Origin of the sequence: Pseudomonas fluorescens (genome assembly GCF_902498065.1) — a bacterium.
Lineage (GTDB): Bacteria > Pseudomonadota > Gammaproteobacteria > Pseudomonadales > Pseudomonadaceae > Aquipseudomonas > Aquipseudomonas fluorescens_BJ.
The window spans coordinates 412,391-430,359 of record NZ_CABVIR010000002.1; the positions used below are offsets into that span (position 1 = coordinate 412,391).

The window sequence follows — 17,969 nt, forward strand, 5'->3', positions numbered from 1 at the left end:
CAGGAGAATGCCTTGTGGGAAGTTTCCCTTTTAGTTGTGAGGCAGTGCCAAATGCACAGTGCGACGGCTGGAGATCAATAACGCCAGCATGCCGATGCCTACGAGTACAGCGCCGACGATTTCCAGCGGCAGTGGTGATTGACGCCACCAGAACCAATGAAACAGCGTGATGAACAATGTGCTCAGGTAAATGTAGGAAATAACCGAGGAGGGGGCGATGACGCCGATGGCCCGGTGCAGCAACCAGAAGGTCGCCAAGGTGGCGAACAGCGCCAGGTAAACCAGCCAGTAAAAATCGTTCAGGGTCAGCAACGACGCGGATCGCCAGCCGCCACTGAACCCACAGAACACCAGCAGGAACAACGCACCGAACAGCATGTTCCAGAAGGTCATGCCCACCGGGCCACGGCCCTTGAGGCTGCTGGTTTTAAGCCGTTGACTCAGGGGCGAATAGAGCGCCATCGCCAGGCAACCGAGCCCGTACACCCACACCGCATAGAGCGACGGCAACTCGCCCGGACCCGCGCCTTTCAACACCAGCAGCACGGCTCCGACGGCCGCGATCAGCATCGGCAATACCCGTTGTTTGAGGCTGCTGTCCGGCATCAATACGGCTTCGAAAAGCAGAGTCAGCAAGGGCACCAGCGTGAACATTGTGCCGGTGTTGACCGCGGAGGTGTAGCGCAGCGCTTCGAACAACGAGCCAAAATACACGGCCAGCAGCAAGCCGAGGACCGCATGGCCGAACAGGCCGCATCGGGTCATGGCGGTGTCACCCTTGAGTAGCAGCAACGGTAAAAACACGAGGGCGCAAAATAACAGGCGCAAACCGGTCAGCAGGATCGGATCAATGGTTTGACTGACCTGTGCCGCCGCGGAAAACGAAGCAGCAATCAACAGCGCCCAGAGCAGCATGCCGACGTGGGCGGCGGCGAAACCGGTGTGTTTCATGAGGGGCGTCCGGGTCAGTGAATGTGGCGGGCGTAGTGCCGCGGGTTGAATCGCAGGACCATCAACATCATCAGCGCCATGACGCCGGTGAGTGACCACCAGGCCCATTCGAAACTGCCAAGTTGATCGCGGATCATTCCGGCCATCAGTGGCGAGAGACCGGCGATCAGGTAGCCGATGCCTTGGACAAAGGCCGTCAGCCCGCCCGCACGTTGCGGGTTGTCCAGGTGATCCAGCGACACGATCAGGCTCATCGGGAACAGTCCGCCAATGCCCAGCCCCAGCAGGCACGGCCATAACAGACTCAGGTGTCGCGGGCACACAATCAGCCCGCAGAAACCGGCCATGATCAGCACCAGCAACACCACTAGCACCAGGCGACGGTCACGACTGCGGTTAGCGATCGCAGGCGTCAGCAAGCCAGACAGTACTTCCATGGCTGTCAGAAAACCTAACAACAAACCGGCGTTTTGTTCGCTCCAGCCTTTTTCCACGTAGTACGGCGCCAGCCAGGCCAGCACACAGGTGTAGGACGCCGTGCCCAGGCCGAAGAAGATCGCGAGTAACCAGGCGCGGGAATGGGTGAAGAACGACCCGTTTCGTTGCACTTGAGCGGGCCGTGCCGGCATCGCCGAACGTTGGCCGAACCAAAACAGTAGTGCCACCAATGCCAGGATTGCCCAGACCGCCAGGCCTGTCCGCCAACTGCCGGTGCGCGTCATCACCAGCGGCGCGAAGGACGCGGCGAGGGCGGCGCCTCCCATGATCGACGTGACGTAGAGGCCCATGCACACGGAAACGTTGTCGCTGAAACGCGACTTGATCAGTGCCGGCATCAACGCTTGAATCAGTGCGATACCGACGCCCGCCAGAACGGCACTGAGGATCAGTTCGGCTGCCGAGTCAAGGAACAGGCGCGACACCGTTGCCAAGCCGATAATCAGCAACGACACCTGCACCGTGCGCTGTTCGCCGAGCCATTGACTGACGCTGAGGCCGACGAACATCGCCATCCCCATGGCCATTACCGGCAACATGGTCAGCAGCGACGCCAGGCTGAAACTCAGCGGGATGTCGCCGCGAATCGCCGAGAGCAAAGGGCCGACCGCGGCCATGGAAGGGCGCAGGTTCAGGGCGACGAGCATGATGCTGACCATCAACCAGAAGGCAGGGCGGGAAGTGGCGCGGACGTTTTCCATCGATGGGACCTTGAATGACAAGGCCCAATTAGGCGTGCGAGGCTGGAAGGCCGCAAATCAGAAAGTCCGGTCTGGTATTTAGAAATTAAATAAAGGGAGGGCAACGCAAATCCAATGGGGCGCTCTGGAGTAATGTTTAGCCAACCCACAACCAAGGTTCTTCAAATCCCGATTTAACGACTTAACCAGCCATGTGACGCTGATGCTCATCTGTCTACTGCGGTCTTCTTTATGGACGATTGTCCAGTCGCACTTCCTTCCGAACTCGCCTTCTGGGCGTTGTGGCATTGTCGTCACGCGCGCCCGCCGGACTCCTGCCTTTCCCTTTGATTGTTTTTACAGGTCCTGCGCTGTGCGCCGGGATCAAACTGGCAGCGCCTGTGCGTTTGCCTGACGCGCAAACAAGAGAATTCCCATGAGTTGTGCCACGACCTCCTTCGCCACGAAGCAAGAAGCGCTGACTTTTCTGGAACAGAATCCGGATATCGAGATGTTCGAGTTGTTCATCCTCGACAACAACGGTGTGCCACGGGGAAAGTTGTTGCATCGCGATGAGCTACTGGCGGTGTACGAAAGCGGTCGCCCCCTGCCGAGCACCATTCTGGGCCTGACCATCAACGGCGATGACGTGGAAAACTCCGGACTGGTCTGGGACGTGGGTGATATCGATTGCCGGGCCTACCCGATCAGCGGCAGCCTGACCCGCATGCCATGGCGGTTGATTCCGACGGCGGCGGTGCAGGTCAGCATGCACCCCAAGGAAGGCATGCCGGCCACCATCGCCGACCCGAGGCACCTGTTGGCGAAGGTAATCGAAAGCTTGCAGGCCGACGGTTATTACCCGGTGATGGCTGCGGAGCTGGAGTTCTATCTGCTGGATCAACAGCGCGACAGCAACGGACGGCCGCAACCGGCGCGGGATGTCGATGGCGGGCGCCCGCGCGGGACTCAGGTCTACGGATTGCGTGAATTGGAACAGATCGAGCCGTTTCTGGCCGATCTCTACAGCGCCTGCAAACTCCAGGGCATTCCGGCGCGCACGGCGATTTCGGAATACGCGCCGGGACAAGTGGAGATCACCCTCGAACATCGCACCGACGCCTTGCAAGCCATGGACGAAGCCGTGCGCTACAAGCGGCTGGTCAAGGGCGTTGCGCATAAACACGGGATGATCGCGTGTTTCATGGCCAAACCGTTCGATGACCTGGCCGGCACGGGCATGCACATGCATGTCAGCCTGGCGGACAAGGACGGCAACAACCTGTTCGCCAGCGAGGCCGCGGACGGTACTCCGCTGCTCAAGCAGGCGGTAGGCGGGATGCTCAGCACTTTGCTCGATTCGTTGTTGCTGTTTTGTCCGAACGCCAACTCCTACCGTCGCTTCCAGACCAACAGTTACGCGCCGCTGGCGGCTACCTGGGGCGTGGACAATCGCACCGTCAGTCTGCGTGTGCCGGGCGGGCCGGCATTCTCGCGGCATATCGAGCATCGAATCTGTGGTGCCGACGCCAACCCGTATCTGGCGGCCGCGGCGATTCTGGCCGGCATTCATCGCGGCATTCGTGAGCAACTTGACCCTGGCGCACCGGTGGAAGGCAATGGTTACGCCCAGGCCACGGAACTGTTGCCGACCGACTGGCTGACCACATTGCGCGCACTGGAAGGTTCGGGCTGGGCGCGAGAGGCGTTCGGCAGTGAGTTTCTTGGTGTTTACCTCGCGGTGAAGCGTGCCGAGTATCGACAGTTTATGGGCGAAGTCGGTGAGCAGGACTGGCGCTGGTACCTGAACCAGGCCTGAACCGTTCTCAAATACAACTTAAGTTTTTGTTAAGCACCATAAGCCAACTAATCGTTGGCTTCTTTTTCACAAAAAATTGATGGTTGACTGCCTAAAGTTGCTGCTGTCGCGGTAAATGAAATTTTTACATTTACCGACGGCGCTTCTTTTCAGGAACAGCCGACTATCATGTGGAAATTCAAAGCCGTTCGCCCCGAGTGGGTAACGTTGATTGCCAGCGCCTTTTTATTGACAGGCTTTAATTTAGTTCTCTGGCAACATGTGTTTGAAATCACCGCGTTCGACGGACACGGCGTCGTCATGCGCGTGGCTTTCGGCTTGATGATTCTGGCTGCTTTCAACATCGTATTGACCCTGCTGGCGTTCCGCCCGTTGCTGAAACCAGTCTTGACCCTACTCTTCATGATCAGCGCCGGGGTGGCGTATTTCATGGGCCAGTATGGCGCACTGATTGACACCGGCATGTTGCGTAACTTTGCGCAAACCAATGCCACGGAAGTGCGTGACTTACTCTCGATAAAGTTACTTGTTTATATTGTTTTGCTCGGGGTTTTACCGTCGTGGTTGTTGTGGATGACACCGATTAATTACCGCCGCTGGCACCGTGAGTTACTCAGTAAAGTACTGGTGAGTGTTGCGTCCGCTGCGGTGATCGGTGGCGTCGCACTGGTTAACTATCAAGGCCTGTCCTCGCTGTTTCGTAATCACCATGAGTTGCGTTTGATGGTGGTCCCGAGCAACTACATCGGCGCCTCGTTCGGCTACCTGGGTGAGCAAGTCGCTTCTGCCCGGCAGCCCTTCGTCAAAATCGGTGAAGATGCCGAGAGAAATCCGACCTGGCAAGCGCACGGCCGCAAATCCCTGACCGTGTTGGTGGTGGGAGAAAGTGCCCGGGCCGAGAACTTCGGCGTGCTGGGTTACAACCGTGACACCACACCAAAACTGGATAAGGAAGCAGGCCTGATTGCCTATACCGATGTGCATTCCTGCGGTACTGAAACGGCCGTGTCGGTGCCCTGCATGTTTTCCAACATGGGCCGCAAGGATTACAACGCGAGCAAGGCCAAGAACGAAGAGGGCCTGCTGGATGTGCTCAAGCGTGCAGGCCTCGAGGTGATATGGCGCGATAACCAGTCGGGCTGCAAAGGCACGTGCGACCGTGTCACCCTCGACGATGTCAGTAACCTGAAGGACCCGGTGCTTTGCGCCAATAGTGAATGCCGCGATGAAATTCTCCTGCAAGGTTTGCAGCACTTTATCGACACCCTGGATAAAGACACGGTGTTGGTGTTGCACCAGATGGGCAGTCATGGCCCGGAGTACTTCAAGCGCTACCCGAAAGAGTACGAACGCTTTACGCCGGTGTGTGAAAGCAATGCGCTGAATAATTGCAGCCGCGAAAGTATCGTCAATGGGTATGACAATACCCTCGTTTACACCGACCACGTGTTGTCGACCCTGATCGATCTGTTGCGCAGTAACCAGGACAAAGTCGATACCGCGATGCTCTACCTGTCGGACCACGGTGAATCACTGGGCGAATACAACCTGTTCCTCCACGGCACACCTTACATGCTGGCGCCGGATCAACAAAAGCATGTGGCGATGCTGGCCTGGTTCTCGGACAGCTATCAAAAGTCGTTTTCGGTGGATACCCATTGCCTTCAGTTGAGCCGTGAAAAGCCGCTCAGCCAGGACAACCTGTTCCATTCGATGCTCGGATTGCTGGAGGTCAACAGCAAAGTCTACAACCAGGATCTGGACCTGTTTGCCGGTTGCCGTGGCGCGGTGATCGACGGTGTATTGGCCAAAGAGTGAGGGCAACGACCTTTTTTTCACGTGTCGACCGTTAACCTGCGGCCGGTGGATTTTCCTACAGAGCAATTACACATGTCCCCTCAGCCGCCATCCGCCATCGAGCTTGAGTTCGCCCGGCGCTACGACCAGGAACACGCGCGCGTCTGTCAGCAGCCGCACCCGCGAGGTCTTGCCGGGCGCCTGGCGTTCTGGCGTGACGAGCAGTTGGTGCGCAACGCGCTCAAAGTGGCTGGCGAGCCGGGGTTGATTCTTGACGTCGCTTGCGGGGCCGGACGTTTCTGGCCGGTGCTGGCCGAACATGCAAACCGGGTGATCCTGGCGTCCGATCCGTCGCAGGACATGCTCGATCATGCCCCCACCCATCACCCGCAATACCTGTTGAAACGAGTCAAGACCTTTCAGAGTTCGGCGTTCACCATCGGTTTGTCGGCGAATGCGGTGGACTGCATTTTGTGCATGCAACTGTTTCAGCACATCGCCAGCGCCGAGCATCGGTCGGCCATGCTCGGCGAGTTCCACCGGGTCAGCCGCGACACCGTGATTGTCGCGGTGCGCATCGATGCTCACTTCAAGCGCCGGCAGCCCGCTGCACAAGGCGTTCATGCCCGGCAGTCGGCCAGCAAGGCCGAGGTGGAAGCCGAGTTCAAACAGGCGGGGTTCCGTTTACTCAGCCACCAGGACTTCCTCCCCGGTTACACGCGGATGCGGGTCTACGTGCTGCGTAAGGCCAGATAACCTCCCTCTGTCAGACAATTCTTGCTAACAAGCAGGTGTTTTCGCTAAAGCTCTTGTTCAGTGGAGGCGCGGAAATCGCCGGGGGCGATATATACTGCGCGCCATTCTTCAAGGGAGAGCCGTGTGGCCATCGATATTCACTGGATTCGCGACAACGATAGCCTCGGCCGGTTTTGCGCCGAGTGGCAGCAGCTGCCCTACGTTGCCCTCGACACCGAATTCATGCGGGTCGACACCTTTTATCCGATCGCGGGTTTGCTGCAGATCGGCGATGGCGTACGCGCTTACCTGATTGACCCGTTGACCATCGACAACTGGCAACCCCTGGCCGCACTGCTGGAAAACCCGGCCGTGGTCAAAGTCGTGCATGCGTGCAGCGAAGACCTCGAAGTTCTGCTGCGTCTGACCGGTAGCCTGCCGACGCCGCTGTTCGACACCCAGCTCGCCGCTGCGTACCTGAACCTCGGTTTCTCCATGGGTTATTCGCGGCTGGTGCAGGAAGTGCTCGGCATCGACCTGCCCAAGGGCGAGACCCGTTCCGACTGGTTGCAACGTCCGCTGTCCGACACCCAGATCAGCTACGCCGCCGAAGACGCCTTGCATCTGGCGGAAGTTTTCGTACAGCTTCGTCCGAAGCTGTCTGACGACAAGTACGCGTGGGTCTTGGAAGACGGCGCCGAGCTGGTGGCCAACCTGCGTCGTGAGGTCGATCCGTACGAGGTTTACCGCGAAGCGAAACTGGCCTGGAAGTTGTCTCGCGCTCAACTCGCCGTTTTGCGCGAACTCTGCGCCTGGCGTGAACGCGAAGCCCGCGCCCGTGATCTGCCGCGCAATCGCATCATTCGTGAACATTCCCTGTGGCCGCTGGCGCGGACGCAACCGGACAACCTCGGCGCGTTGGCGAAAATCGAAGACATGCACCCGCGTACCGTGCGTCAGGACGGCGAATTTCTGCTTGATCTGATCAAGCGCTCTGGCAGTGTGTCGCCAGATCAATGGCCGCCTGCCGTGCCGGAGCCGTTGCCGGTGGACGCCGCGGTGCTGATCAAACAGTTGCGTGCACTCGGTCAGGCCGAAGCCGAGCGACTGAACGTTGCGCCGGAACTGATGCTGCGCAAGAAAACCCTGGAAGCGCTGCTCAAGAGCGGCTACCCCAATGGTCCTTACCAATTGCCTGATTCGCTGCGTGGCTGGCGCCGCGAATTGATGGGCCAGGCGCTGCTCGACAGCCTGGCCACCGCCGGAGAACAGCCTTGAAACGTATCTGCTCCATCTATCGAAGCCTGAAGAAAAACGAGATGTACCTCTATGTGCTCAAAAGCGATGCACTGGAGCGCGTTCCGGAAAGTCTGATGGCCGCTTTCGGCAAACCTCACCACGCCTTCGATCTGGTGCTGACCCCCGAGCGCAAGCTGTCGCGCGAGGACATCACCGTGGTCCTGGAAAACCTCGAGAAGCAGGGTTACCACCTGCAAATGCCGCCGGCCGAAGACGAATACATCGAACACTTGCCGGAAGAGCTGTTGCGACGCAACGATCCGATGTGATCGGCAGACAGGCTCTGTTCAGAGTCTGCGTGAAACACTGGAATGATTTTGGCGATGGCCGCGACGAGGGAGCGATACTCCCTCGGCGGCTATCTGCGCTGCTTTTGAAAGGTTTGAACCATGCGCGTTCTGATTGCTGAACACGACCACCCTGTGTACGCCCAACTGCTGCGTCAGGCAGCACCTGATCTGGAAGTGCTGACCAGCGGTGACTCCGCCGAACTGGCCAGGCAGGCTGCCGATTGTCCGATCTGGCTGGGCCAGCCGGACCTTCTGGCGACATTGCTGCGTCAGGGCCATCAGCCACAATGGTTGCAGTCGACCTGGGCCGGCATCACGCCGCTGCTCGCCGACGGCTTGCCGCGTCACTATCGCCTGACCCGCGCGGTGGGGATTTTCGGTCAGGTGATGGCCGAATACGTGCTGACCTACATGCTCGGCCACGAGCGCGAAGTGCTGCCGCGGCTGGTCAGTCAGGTCGAGCGCAAATGGGACAGCCGTCAGGGCCAAAGCCTGGCGGGACGCAAGGCGCTGATCGTCGGCACCGGTGATATCGGCCAGACCGTCGCGCAGTTCCTGCTGCCGTTTGGCGTCGAGTTGTATGGCATCGCCAGTGAAGCTCGCGAGCAGGCGCCGTTTGTCGAAGTGGGCGCGCTGGCGGACTTGCCACGCCTGGTCGGTGAAGTGGATTACGTGATCAATTTGCTGCCGAACACCCCGACCACCCACGACCTGTACGACGCAGCGCTGTTCAAGCAGTTCAAGCCGACCGGTTTGTTTATCAACGTCGGGCGCGGCGTCGCGGTAGTCGATGCAGATCTGGTGGAAGCCTTGAAGGAAGGGCATCTGGCGGGCGCTGTGATCGACGTCTGCCGTCAGGAGCCGCTGCCGCAACGTCACCCGTTCTGGACGGCCTGGGGCCTGTTGCTGACCGGCCACAGTTCGGCGCCGACGTCACCGACGATGATGGTTAAGCTGTTTGTCGACAATGTGCGGGCGTATCAGGCGGGCGAGGCGTTGCGCGGGGAAGTCGATTTCAATCGCGGGTATTGAATCCACTTTGCTTGAATAGTGTGCGAAACCCACTGTGGGAGCGAGCCTGCTCGCGATGGCGGTGTATCAGTCGACATCATTGTTGGCTGACGTTCCCTCATCGCTAGCAGGCTAGCTCCCACAGTTGTTTGCGGTGTGGCTTAGAGGGTGAAGTCGCCTTCAGCCGCCAACTCGCTCAATGGACGACGCGGGCTCGGCGCTTCGCGCGCTTGCAGGTAATCCGCCAGTGTCGCCTTGTCCCCCAACTTGCCCACCGCCACTGCCGCGTGCAGTGCGTAACCTTCAGGAATGTTCAGCACCTTGCGGGTCAGCTCCTGATCGAAACCGGCCATGCCGTGGGTGTGCCAGCCGCTGATGCTCGCTTGCAACGCCAGATGGCCCCAGGCTGAACCTGTGTCGAAGGTGTGCCACAGGGCCGGGGTTTCTTCAGTGGCGCCGGGCGCCGTGAAGGTGGTTTTCGAGATCACGATCACCAGCGCAGAGGCATGTTGCGCCCAGCTGCGGTTGAACTCGTTGAGCAGGCCCAGGTAACGCTCCCAGTTCGGCGTATCGCGACGCGCGTAGAGAAACCGCCACGGCTGCGAGTTGTAGGCCGAGGGTGCCCAGCGTGCGGCTTCGAAAAAGCTCAGCAGCGTTTCTTCGGGAATGGTTTCGCCGGTGAAAGCCCGGGGCGACCAGCGATCGGTGAATTGAGGGTGGATGGCATATTCGGCAACGCGTGGGTTGGCACTCATGCAGAGATTCCTTGCGACGTTTGAGTGAGAAAGTCGATTAAAAACCGGCGGGCACAGTCAGGCTGGGCGATGAGGTTTTTCGTGAGCCTGGCACTTCATCTGAATGCAACGCAGTGGGGCGTTAATGGCACGCAGGTCTGGCTCCTTGCGACTGGCAAAGCTACTGGTCGGCGCAATATCTGACAAGTCCCGGTCTACCGGCAGTCGCCAATGCTTGGCCCGCAAGGGCCTTGGCACTAGACTGGCGGCCTTTTCACCACCTGATGTTGATGCTTGAGCCATGGCCGCCAAAGTCGAACCGTTCTGGATACGCAAAACCCTCGATCAACTCGATCAGCAGGAGTGGGAGTCGCTGTGCGACGGTTGCGGTCTGTGCTGCCTGCAAAAGCTCGAGGATGAAGAGGACAACAGCGTTTATTACACGCGCATCGCGTGCAAGTTGCTGGACCTGAAAACCTGCCAGTGCAGCGATTACCCGAACCGCCGCGAATTCGTGCCGGACTGCATCCAGCTCACACCGGGCAAGGCCGATGAGTTCAAATGGCTGCCGCCCACCTGCGGTTATCGCCTGGTCAGCGAAGGCAAGGATTTGCCACTCTGGCACCACTTGGTGTGCGGTGATCGCGACGCGGTGCATCACGAACGCATTTCCCAGTCCGGGCGCATGCTCGCCGAAGGCAGCGTGGCCGAGGACGATTGGGAAGACCATCTGATTTTCCGGGCAGGTTAGTTTTACAAAGGAGTGTGTATGGCTGTGGGATTGCGGCTGGCGTTGGCCGTTGGGCTACTGGCACTGAGTTCGCCGGTGTGGGCGGCGAAGAAAGTCGATCTGGATTACCACGTGCGTCTGTTGCCGCAAAGCGATCAGGCTGAAGTGCGCCTGACGCTGGCCCAGGGTTCGGCGGTGCGCAGTCTGGATTTCGACCTCGACGATGGCAGCCATTACAGCGACTTCAAGGCCGACGGCCAATGGCAACTCACGCCAGGCAAACAGGCCCGGGGTGTCTGGCGCCCGGCGGCCGACAAGGCGAGCCTGACCTACCGCGTGCGCATCAGCCACGGCCGCAAGAGCGGCAGCTTCGATACGCGCATGACCCCGACCTGGGCGTTGATGCGCGGCGATGATCTGGTGCCCGCCGCCAAACTCGATCAGCAGGACGGCATCGAACTGGTCTCACGCCTCGAATTCGAATTGCCCACCGGTTGGAAAAGTGTCGAAACCGCCTGGCCACGGATCGGCAAGAACAAATTCCGCATCGATAACGTCTCCCGTCTGTTCGACCGGCCAACCGGCTGGATGCTTGCCGGTCACCTCGGCAGCCGGCGCACGAGACTTGGGGAAACCGAAGTCACCGTCGCCTCGCCTCAGGGCCAGGGCATGCGCCGCATGGACGTGCTGACGTTGCTGACATTCGTCTGGCCGCAGGTGCAGGCCGTGTTCCCGCGCCATCCCGCCAAACTGCTGATTGTCGGCGCCAATGACCCGATGTGGCGCGGCAGCCTGGCGGCGCGAGAGTCGATCTATCTGAATTCGCGTCTGCCGCTGGTCAGTGAAAGTGGCAGCAGTGCGCTGGTGCGTGAGTTGGCCCAGGTGTTCGGGCGGATCAACGACAAGCAGCGCAGCGACTGGATCAGCGAAGGCTTTGCCGAGTACTACGCCATCGAGCTGGTGCGCCGCGCCGGTGGCATGAGTGATGAACGGTATGAGAGTTTGCGCAGGAAGTGGGCCAAGGATGGCCAGAAGGTCACGACGTTGCGGGGCGAGCAGGTCAGCCCGGCACAGATTGGCAAAGCGGTCTTGTTGCTGAGTGAACTGGATCAGGAAATTCGCATTAAAACCCGTAACAAACGCTCGCTGGACGATGTGTTGCGCGGGGCGATGCATCTGGAAAGTGTGGATACCAAGGAATTCGTGCAACTGGCCGAGAGTGTGATTGGCGAGTCTTCAAAAGTCCTTGATACCGATTTGATTCAGTGACACCGCCATCGCTAGCAGGCTAGCTCCACACTGGAGCTTCGTCGTACACGGAACCAATGTGGGAGCTAGCCTGATAGCGAAGAGGCCATAAGCCTCAACGAATATTCGGGATCAAACCCCGGCTTTCGGCGACTTCAGCGAATCATTCCCGGTCACGGTGGCGGTGTTGGTCGCCGCCTCGGCATTCGCTTTCAACCGAGCCAGGTCTTCACCGGCACGCTCGATCTTCGCCCGCACGTTATTCATGTCCTGACGACTCTTCTCCAGCAGGCTCTTGGCCGAACTGTGGCCCGTAATGCCACGGGCCAGCGCTACGCCGCCGATGGCCACCTGGATCAACCCGAAAATACCGCCGCGACGCAGACCTTTGCCCACCATCACCAGGCCACCAGCGAGGGAGCCGGCGCGTTCCCAACCGTGGACGTTATGGTTTGAATGGGTCTGGAACGGGGTGGATTCGATGCGCTCCACGCGTTTGAGTTCGCTCATGATCTGTCTCCTGCTGGAAGGGCTGCTTCAAGAATAGATAATTAAGCTGACTGCCGAGGCGGGCGGCTTGTTCCATCGGATGTGCGTCGATTCAGCGGAATTTCGGCCCGGAGCGGGTATTGAGGCCCTTGGCCATGCGGTCATAGAGTACGACGTTGACCGTGGCCGCAAGGTTCATGCAGCCGGTGGTCGGGATGTAGACCACGTCTTCGCACCAGTCGCGAATCTCTTTATCCAGCGAGCCGTCTTCCGGGCCAAATATGTACAGCGCGCGATCCGGGTGGGTGTATTCCGGCAGCGAACGGGCGCCTTCGACCAGTTCCACGGCCACTGGCACGCAGCCCAGCGGCAGGATCTTTTTCAGGTCGTCGATACCGATCAGCGGGATGTCGTAGTGGACGCGTTTGGTATCGGTGACGAAGTCGGCGGCGCGGTCGTAACGCTTGCCGGTGTAGAACACGGACGCCACGTTGTAGCAGCCGGCGGCGCGCATGACCGAGCCGACGTTTTCCGGTGATTTGGGGTTGAACAAACCAATGCAGCTGTACCGTTTGTCTGCCACGAGCGGGGTGCCTTCGGGGAAAAAACGGCGATTATACGGGGATTGGGGGAGGGGTGTTCGGTTTGGAGACTTGTGGTGCCTGGGCAATTGCTATCGCTAGCAGGCTAGCTCCCACATTGGATCCAGGGCGTTCACAAATACTTATGTGCACAGAAGATCCCTGTGGGAGCTAGCCTGCTAGCGATGGGGCCAGGTCAGACAATGAAGATATTCAGTCGTCTTTCTTCATCAACCCGGCCAACGCCGCAAACGGGTTATGCGTCGCCTTGGCAATCTTCGGCGTGCTCAGCGAGCCCTCATCGAAATACTGCTGATCGGTGTACCGCGAGTGCTCGTTGTCGTGGCAATACAGGCACAACAATTCCCAGTTCGAACCATCCTGCGGATTGTTGTCGTGGTTGTGGTCGCGGTGGTGCACGGTCAGTTCGCTCAGGCGCTTGCCGGAAAATTCACGGGCGCAGCGGCCGCACACGTGCGGGTACATCTTCAGGGCTTTGTCGCGGTAACCCATTTCCTTGTCGCGCTGGTTGTCGGCGAGGATGCGGTCCAGCTTCGAAGTGTTGGTCGGTGTTGACGAACTCATGGGTTCACCTTTGTAAAAGACTAATGACGGTTATGAACGAAGTTTAGCTCAGCCCTTGAGCTTCTCGGCAATCCAGATGGTGTGGCGGGTGCCTTTGTTGCCGTGGGCGAAGACCTGGACTTCCTCGGCCTTGAAGCCGGCCTTCTTCAATTTGTCGGAAAACTGCTTGTCGGCACTGGCCGACCAGACCGCCAGCACGCCTTTTGGCCGCAGGGCTTTGGCGCAAGCGCTCAAGCCACCCGCAGAGTAGAGCCAGCTATTGGCCCTCTGGGTCAGGCCTTCGGGGCCGTTGTCGACGTCGAGCATGATCGCATCGAAACCTTGCGGTTCGGCTTGCAGCACGTTGGCCACGTCTTCCATGCGGATCACCGTGCGTTTATCCAGCAACGGGTTCCCGGCTTTTTCGCCCAATGGCCCGCGATTCCACTCGACCACGCCGGGCACCAGTTCGGCGACCACGACTTCTGCGGTCTTGCCCAGATGCTTGAGGGCTGACGCGAGGGTGAACCCCATGCCCAGCCCACCGATCAATACCCGCGAGTTCGGCCGGCCAGCGACCTTGCGGCAGGGGATTTCGGCCAGCGCATCTTCGGAACCGTGCATGCGCGTATTCATCAATTGTCCGCCGTCGCCGCCCTGGATCTTGATGACGAAATCCTCACCGTATTCGAACAGGCACAGGGCACCGCCGTTTTCAGGGATGGGTGCGGTGTCGAGCAGAACGAAACGTTTCATGGAGCTCTCTTGAGAAGATTGGGTATTGGGGAAGGCAAACGAACGCAGTTGGGAGTAGCCTGCAAACAGACAACAAGGCCAACGGAGCCATTGATGAAGCGCACCATTCTAACGGTCATTGCCTTGGCCGCGCTCTCGATAACTGCAGTGCAGGCCCAGGAGCTGCAAACCATTCCCACCAGCCCGTCGCCGCTGCCCGGTTCGCCCGGTACCGCAACGCCGACCCCGTACCCGCAAATCACCCCCAACAGCGTGCCCAAGGCCGGACCCGGCAGTGGCGGGCCGCCGCTGTTGCCACCGATTGAAGTGCCCAGCCCGCCGAAGGACCAGCCCTTGCCGGGCCTTGAGCAGAACCGCACGAAGATTAAGTCGCCCGGCGGTTGAGCCCGCGCAGTTAAACCTGCTGCGAGAGCAGTTGCCCGTCGGCCATGCGCAGGCGTTTGGACAGCGAGACGGCGAGGGCGCGGATGATCTTGGCGGCGATTTTCGGCGCATCGTTGAGCATCTTTTCCATCGAGTCCTTGCCCAGGTTAAGCAACTGACAATTGCTCGCGGCCACGCAACTGGCGGAGCGGCGTTCGCCATCCAGCACCGCCATCTCGCCGAACGCCCGACCGCTGCGCAGGGTGGCCATGGTCACCAATTGTCCGTCGCTGTTGGTTTTTTGCACCGCGACCTGGCCGGTGTGGATGATGCACATGAAGCTGCCGGCATCGCCTTCGTGGAAGATCTCTTCGCCCTCGGCCACCGTGCTGATGCTGAAGTAGCCCGAGGCGGCGGCGAAGTCGGCGGGCAGCAGTTGATCGAACAGGCCACAGTCCATCAGCCAGTCACGGATTTCGTTGTTCAGTAAGGTCGGTTCTGACATGTCGTCACGGTCTTTTTTTGTGTCTGTGCGAGGTTCGGGTCTTCAGTCCGGTGTCTGATCTTAAGACTCATTCACCGGACCAAGTTCCTCAGGCAATCCCCAAAACCCCGAAAACAAATGCGTATTCGAGCGCTACGTCACGCAATCCCTGATATCGGCCACTCATTCCGCCATGCCCGGCGCCCAATTCGGTCTTGAGCAGCAGCGGGTTGTCGTCGGTTTTGGTCGCGCGCAATTTCGCGACCCACTTCGCCGCTTCCCAGTACTGCACGCGACTGTCGTTGTAGCCGGCGATCACCAGCGTCGCCGGATACGCCTGCGCGGTGACGTTTTCGTACGGGGCGTAGGCCTTGATCCGATCATAAACGTCCGGCTCTTCAGGATTGCCCCACTCGTCGTATTCCGTGACGGTCAGCGGCAAGTCCGGGTCGAGCATGGTGTTCAACACATCGACGAACGGCACTTCGGCAATCGCCGCGCCGAACAGCTCCGGCCGCATATTGAGCGCCGCGCCGATCAGCAACCCGCCAGCACTGCCACCGCTGATCGCCAATTGCGGTGAGGTGGTGAACCCGTTGGCGATCAGGTGCTCGGCGCAGGCGATGAAGTCGCTGAAGGTGTTGTGCTTGTGTTCCTGTTTGCCAGCGCGGTACCAGGCTTCACCCAGTTCGCCGCCGCCACGCACGTGCGCAATGGCAAACGCCACGCCGCGATCCAGCAGGCTCAGGCGCGCATGGGAGAACCACGGGTCGAGGCTTTCGCCGTAGGCGCCGTAGCCGTACAGATAAAGTGGCGTTGGCTTACCGAGGGCTTCACGTTTGACCACCAGGCTGATCGGCACCTGAGTCCCGTCCGGTGCGGTCGCCCACAGGCGTTGGCTGACGTAAGCGTCGGCGTCGAACGGGCCGAGCACCGGGGTTTCCTTGAGTACTTTCTGCTCGCCGCTGACCAGGTCCAGTTGGCGGATCTGCGCCGGACGGTTCAGCGCTTCGTAACGCAAACGGATGCGGTCGCTGACGAATTCCAGGCTGTTTTGCACATGCAGGCTGTAGGCCGCATCGGGCAATTGCACGCGGTAGCTCGGCAGGCCTTGCGGGTGAACTTCGATGATTGGCAAGCCACCTTCACGCAGGCTGAGGCTCATGGCCCCGACGTTGAGGCTCATGCCATCGATCATCGTGGTGTCGCTGTGGGGAATCAGGTTCTGCCAGTCGGCTTCGGTCGGCGCAATGCCGGTATCGACAGCGGTGTACAAGGCAAAGTTGATACCGTCGCGGTTGGTGCGAATGAACCAGGTCCATTGGCCGTCGAGTGCGCCGTGATCAACGTCGTACTCATGGTCTTCAACCCTCGGCGCGATGCAGGTAAACGCCTGCTGCGGCTGGAACGCATCGAGCACCCAGACTTCGCTGGTGGTCTTGCTGCCCAGCGCCAGCAACAATTGCTGTTCCGAACTCGAGCGGTAGCAATGCATGAAGAAGCGGCCGTCCGGCTCATGGAACACTTCTTCGGCCGCTGTGCCGTCCAGTCGATAGCGGAACAGCTTGTGCGGGCGATGGGTGTCGTCCAGTTCGCCGAAGAACAGCGTCAGGCTGTCGTTGGCCCACGTCATGCTGCCGTCGCAGTCAGCGAACTCCAGTTCACTGACGCGGCCGCTGGATAATTCCTTCACGAACAGCGTGTAAATCTCATCGCCCGTGGTGTCGAGGCTGTAGGCCAGGCGCTGATGGTCCGGGCTGATGCTGAACGCACCAAGGGAAAAGAAGCCACCGTTGGCCAGTTCGTTCGGGTCCAGCAGCAACTGTTCCTGGCTTTCGTCGAGTTGCAGGCTGTCATCCGCCGGGCGCGGGCAGCGGTAGTGACGGGCGTATTCGTCACCGGCCGTGGTGCGCGTGTAATACAGATACGGGCCCCACGGGGAGGGCAGCGACAGGTCGGTCTCGAGAATCCGACCCTTGATTTCTTCGAACAGGGTTTCGCGCAGACCGGCCTGATCGGCGGTGTGCGCCTCTAGATAGCGGTTTTCAGCCTTGAGGTAATCGAGCACCGCGTCGGTGTCGCGTTCCTGCAGCCAGGCATACGGGTCAGAACCTTCAGCCTTGTGGGCAATCGGGGCGCTGGTGATGTTGGCGGATTGGGGCATGAAGGGCTCTCGGACGATGTACGGAATAGAGGGTTTCGCAGGCGATATGCAGATCTTGATGCCTCTGCGGTCCCTGTGGGAGCGAGCTTGCTCGCGATGGCGGACTGCCAGACAACATGGATGTTGAATGTACTGACCTCATCGCGAGCAAGCTCGCTCCTACAGGGTTTGTGTCCTGACCGACTGGCATTGGGACAAGCCTGATGTGCGAAAAGTCGTTACTATAAGCGCCTCTTTGCCTGCCTTGCCATGGACACCATGACCGAGAACGACTATCTGATCGCTTGGGGCCTTTACGCCTTCGCCGCTTTAGGCTGCCTGTTGGTGTGGATGCGCATGACCCGCTGGATGTGGCGCTGGTTGCGCGAGCCCCTGCGGCTGCTGGTCGCCGTGTTGCTGTTCAGCCCGACGATCATCGATCCGGTGAAGGAAAAAGTCGCGCCGGCCATCGCCATCACCGCCCTGGACCTCGCGTTCAAGGTCGGCAACAACGCCTGGCGGGCGATCTCCGATCTATTCATGTACGGCATGATCGCCTTCGGCATTTACCTGGTATTCGTGGCGATCCGTTTCCCCATCGAACGCGCTTCCAACGCTCGCAAGGAGCGCACGGCGGCCGCCAAGGCTGCGGCGCAGGCCGACGACCCTGACGACAATCATCCTTTCGGCGGTGCCGGTGATGACCGTTATGGACGTCCGCCGGTCCCGAGCAACCCTCAGCGCATGCGGGTCGAACCGCGTTTGTAACCTTGCCCCTGCCTTTCAGAGAGTCCGAG

At 59.8% G+C, this 17,969-nt stretch carries 19 protein-coding genes; 10 read left to right on the forward strand and 9 right to left on the reverse strand.

Going from position 1 to position 17,969, the window contains the following annotated elements; translation table 11 throughout:
- Positions 1 to 30: 30 nt before the first annotated feature.
- Complete coding sequence (locus F8N43_RS11180; protein WP_150653778.1) at positions 31 to 951, reverse strand: DMT family transporter; 921 nt, start codon at positions 949 to 951, stop codon at positions 31 to 33.
- Between the two features lie 14 nt (positions 952 to 965).
- On the reverse strand, positions 966 to 2,150 hold the full coding sequence (locus F8N43_RS11185) for a cyanate transporter (RefSeq protein WP_150653779.1): 1,185 nt from the start codon (positions 2,148 to 2,150) through the stop codon (positions 966 to 968).
- Between the two features lie 415 nt (positions 2,151 to 2,565).
- Between F8N43_RS11185 and F8N43_RS11190 the strand changes: the two genes are divergently transcribed.
- From F8N43_RS11190 to F8N43_RS11215, 6 genes are all read left to right on the forward strand, one after another.
- Positions 2,566 to 3,948: a glutamine synthetase family protein gene (locus tag F8N43_RS11190; protein WP_150653780.1), complete on the forward strand. Its 1,383-nt coding sequence runs from the start codon at positions 2,566 to 2,568 to the stop codon at positions 3,946 to 3,948.
- Between the two features lie 168 nt (positions 3,949 to 4,116).
- Positions 4,117 to 5,766: a phosphoethanolamine transferase gene (locus tag F8N43_RS11195; protein ID WP_150630888.1), complete on the forward strand. Its 1,650-nt coding sequence runs from the start codon at positions 4,117 to 4,119 to the stop codon at positions 5,764 to 5,766.
- Positions 5,767 to 5,838: 72 nt separating this feature from the next.
- Positions 5,839 to 6,501 (forward strand): class I SAM-dependent methyltransferase, encoded by a 663-nt coding sequence (locus F8N43_RS11200; RefSeq protein ID WP_150653781.1) that lies wholly within the window; start codon positions 5,839 to 5,841, stop codon positions 6,499 to 6,501.
- A 123-nt stretch (positions 6,502 to 6,624) separates the two neighbouring features.
- Positions 6,625 to 7,758: a ribonuclease D gene (gene rnd, locus F8N43_RS11205; RefSeq protein ID WP_150630886.1), complete on the forward strand. Its 1,134-nt coding sequence runs from the start codon at positions 6,625 to 6,627 to the stop codon at positions 7,756 to 7,758.
- Complete coding sequence (locus F8N43_RS11210) at positions 7,755 to 8,048, forward strand: YcgL domain-containing protein (RefSeq protein WP_007898694.1); 294 nt, start codon at positions 7,755 to 7,757, stop codon at positions 8,046 to 8,048. The genes rnd and F8N43_RS11210 overlap by 4 nt, the downstream gene beginning before the upstream one ends.
- A 120-nt stretch (positions 8,049 to 8,168) precedes the next feature.
- Positions 8,169 to 9,101 (forward strand): D-2-hydroxyacid dehydrogenase, encoded by a 933-nt coding sequence (locus tag F8N43_RS11215; RefSeq protein ID WP_150636371.1) that lies wholly within the window; start codon positions 8,169 to 8,171, stop codon positions 9,099 to 9,101.
- A gap of 140 nt (positions 9,102 to 9,241) precedes the next feature.
- Here F8N43_RS11215 and F8N43_RS11220 read toward each other — a convergent pair whose 3' ends face one another.
- On the reverse strand, positions 9,242 to 9,835 hold the full coding sequence (locus F8N43_RS11220) for a nitroreductase family protein (RefSeq protein ID WP_150630884.1): 594 nt from the start codon (positions 9,833 to 9,835) through the stop codon (positions 9,242 to 9,244).
- 280 nt (positions 9,836 to 10,115) lie between these two features.
- Between F8N43_RS11220 and F8N43_RS11225 the strand changes: the two genes are divergently transcribed.
- Complete coding sequence (locus F8N43_RS11225; RefSeq protein ID WP_150630883.1) at positions 10,116 to 10,565, forward strand: YcgN family cysteine cluster protein; 450 nt, start codon at positions 10,116 to 10,118, stop codon at positions 10,563 to 10,565.
- Between the two features lie 18 nt (positions 10,566 to 10,583).
- Positions 10,584 to 11,813, forward strand: coding sequence for a hypothetical protein (locus F8N43_RS11230; RefSeq protein ID WP_150653782.1), 1,230 nt, complete (start codon positions 10,584 to 10,586; stop codon positions 11,811 to 11,813).
- 111 nt (positions 11,814 to 11,924) lie between these two features.
- Here the strand turns inward: F8N43_RS11230 and F8N43_RS11235 are convergent, their stop codons facing one another.
- The 4 genes from F8N43_RS11235 to F8N43_RS11250 form a co-directional block, all read right to left on the reverse strand.
- Positions 11,925 to 12,302 carry a DUF2892 domain-containing protein gene (locus F8N43_RS11235; protein WP_150630881.1) on the reverse strand — a complete coding sequence of 126 codons (378 nt, stop codon included), beginning with the start codon at positions 12,300 to 12,302 and terminating at the stop codon, positions 11,925 to 11,927.
- A gap of 91 nt (positions 12,303 to 12,393) precedes the next feature.
- Entirely contained in the window at positions 12,394 to 12,864 is a 471-nt protein-coding gene (locus F8N43_RS11240) for an RNA methyltransferase (protein ID WP_017336996.1), read from the reverse strand.
- Positions 12,865 to 13,075: 211 nt separating this feature from the next.
- The gene (locus F8N43_RS11245; RefSeq protein ID WP_017336997.1) at positions 13,076 to 13,447 is read right to left on the reverse strand and encodes a YajD family HNH nuclease; all 372 of its coding nucleotides are present in this window, start codon (positions 13,445 to 13,447) and stop codon (positions 13,076 to 13,078) included.
- Between the two features lie 48 nt (positions 13,448 to 13,495).
- Positions 13,496 to 14,182: a spermidine synthase gene (locus tag F8N43_RS11250; protein ID WP_150634630.1), complete on the reverse strand. Its 687-nt coding sequence runs from the start codon at positions 14,180 to 14,182 to the stop codon at positions 13,496 to 13,498.
- Between the two features lie 93 nt (positions 14,183 to 14,275).
- On the opposite strand from F8N43_RS11250, the gene F8N43_RS11255 reads away from it, so the two are divergent.
- A complete protein-coding gene (locus F8N43_RS11255) occupies positions 14,276 to 14,566 on the forward strand; it encodes a hypothetical protein (RefSeq protein WP_150634631.1) in 291 nt (96 codons plus the stop codon).
- Positions 14,567 to 14,576: 10 nt separating this feature from the next.
- Here F8N43_RS11255 and F8N43_RS11260 read toward each other — a convergent pair whose 3' ends face one another.
- Together F8N43_RS11260 and F8N43_RS11265 are read right to left on the reverse strand one after the other, a co-directional pair.
- Complete coding sequence (locus F8N43_RS11260; RefSeq protein WP_150634632.1) at positions 14,577 to 15,050, reverse strand: Crp/Fnr family transcriptional regulator; 474 nt, start codon at positions 15,048 to 15,050, stop codon at positions 14,577 to 14,579.
- An 88-nt stretch (positions 15,051 to 15,138) separates the two neighbouring features.
- The gene (locus F8N43_RS11265; protein WP_150653783.1) at positions 15,139 to 17,193 is read right to left on the reverse strand and encodes a S9 family peptidase; all 2,055 of its coding nucleotides are present in this window, start codon (positions 17,191 to 17,193) and stop codon (positions 15,139 to 15,141) included.
- Between the two features lie 249 nt (positions 17,194 to 17,442).
- Here F8N43_RS11265 and F8N43_RS11275 point away from each other — a divergent pair, with 249 nt between their 5' ends.
- Positions 17,443 to 17,940: an MFS transporter gene (locus F8N43_RS11275; RefSeq protein WP_150634634.1), complete on the forward strand. Its 498-nt coding sequence runs from the start codon at positions 17,443 to 17,445 to the stop codon at positions 17,938 to 17,940.
- The last annotated feature ends 29 nt before the right edge of the window (positions 17,941 to 17,969 follow it).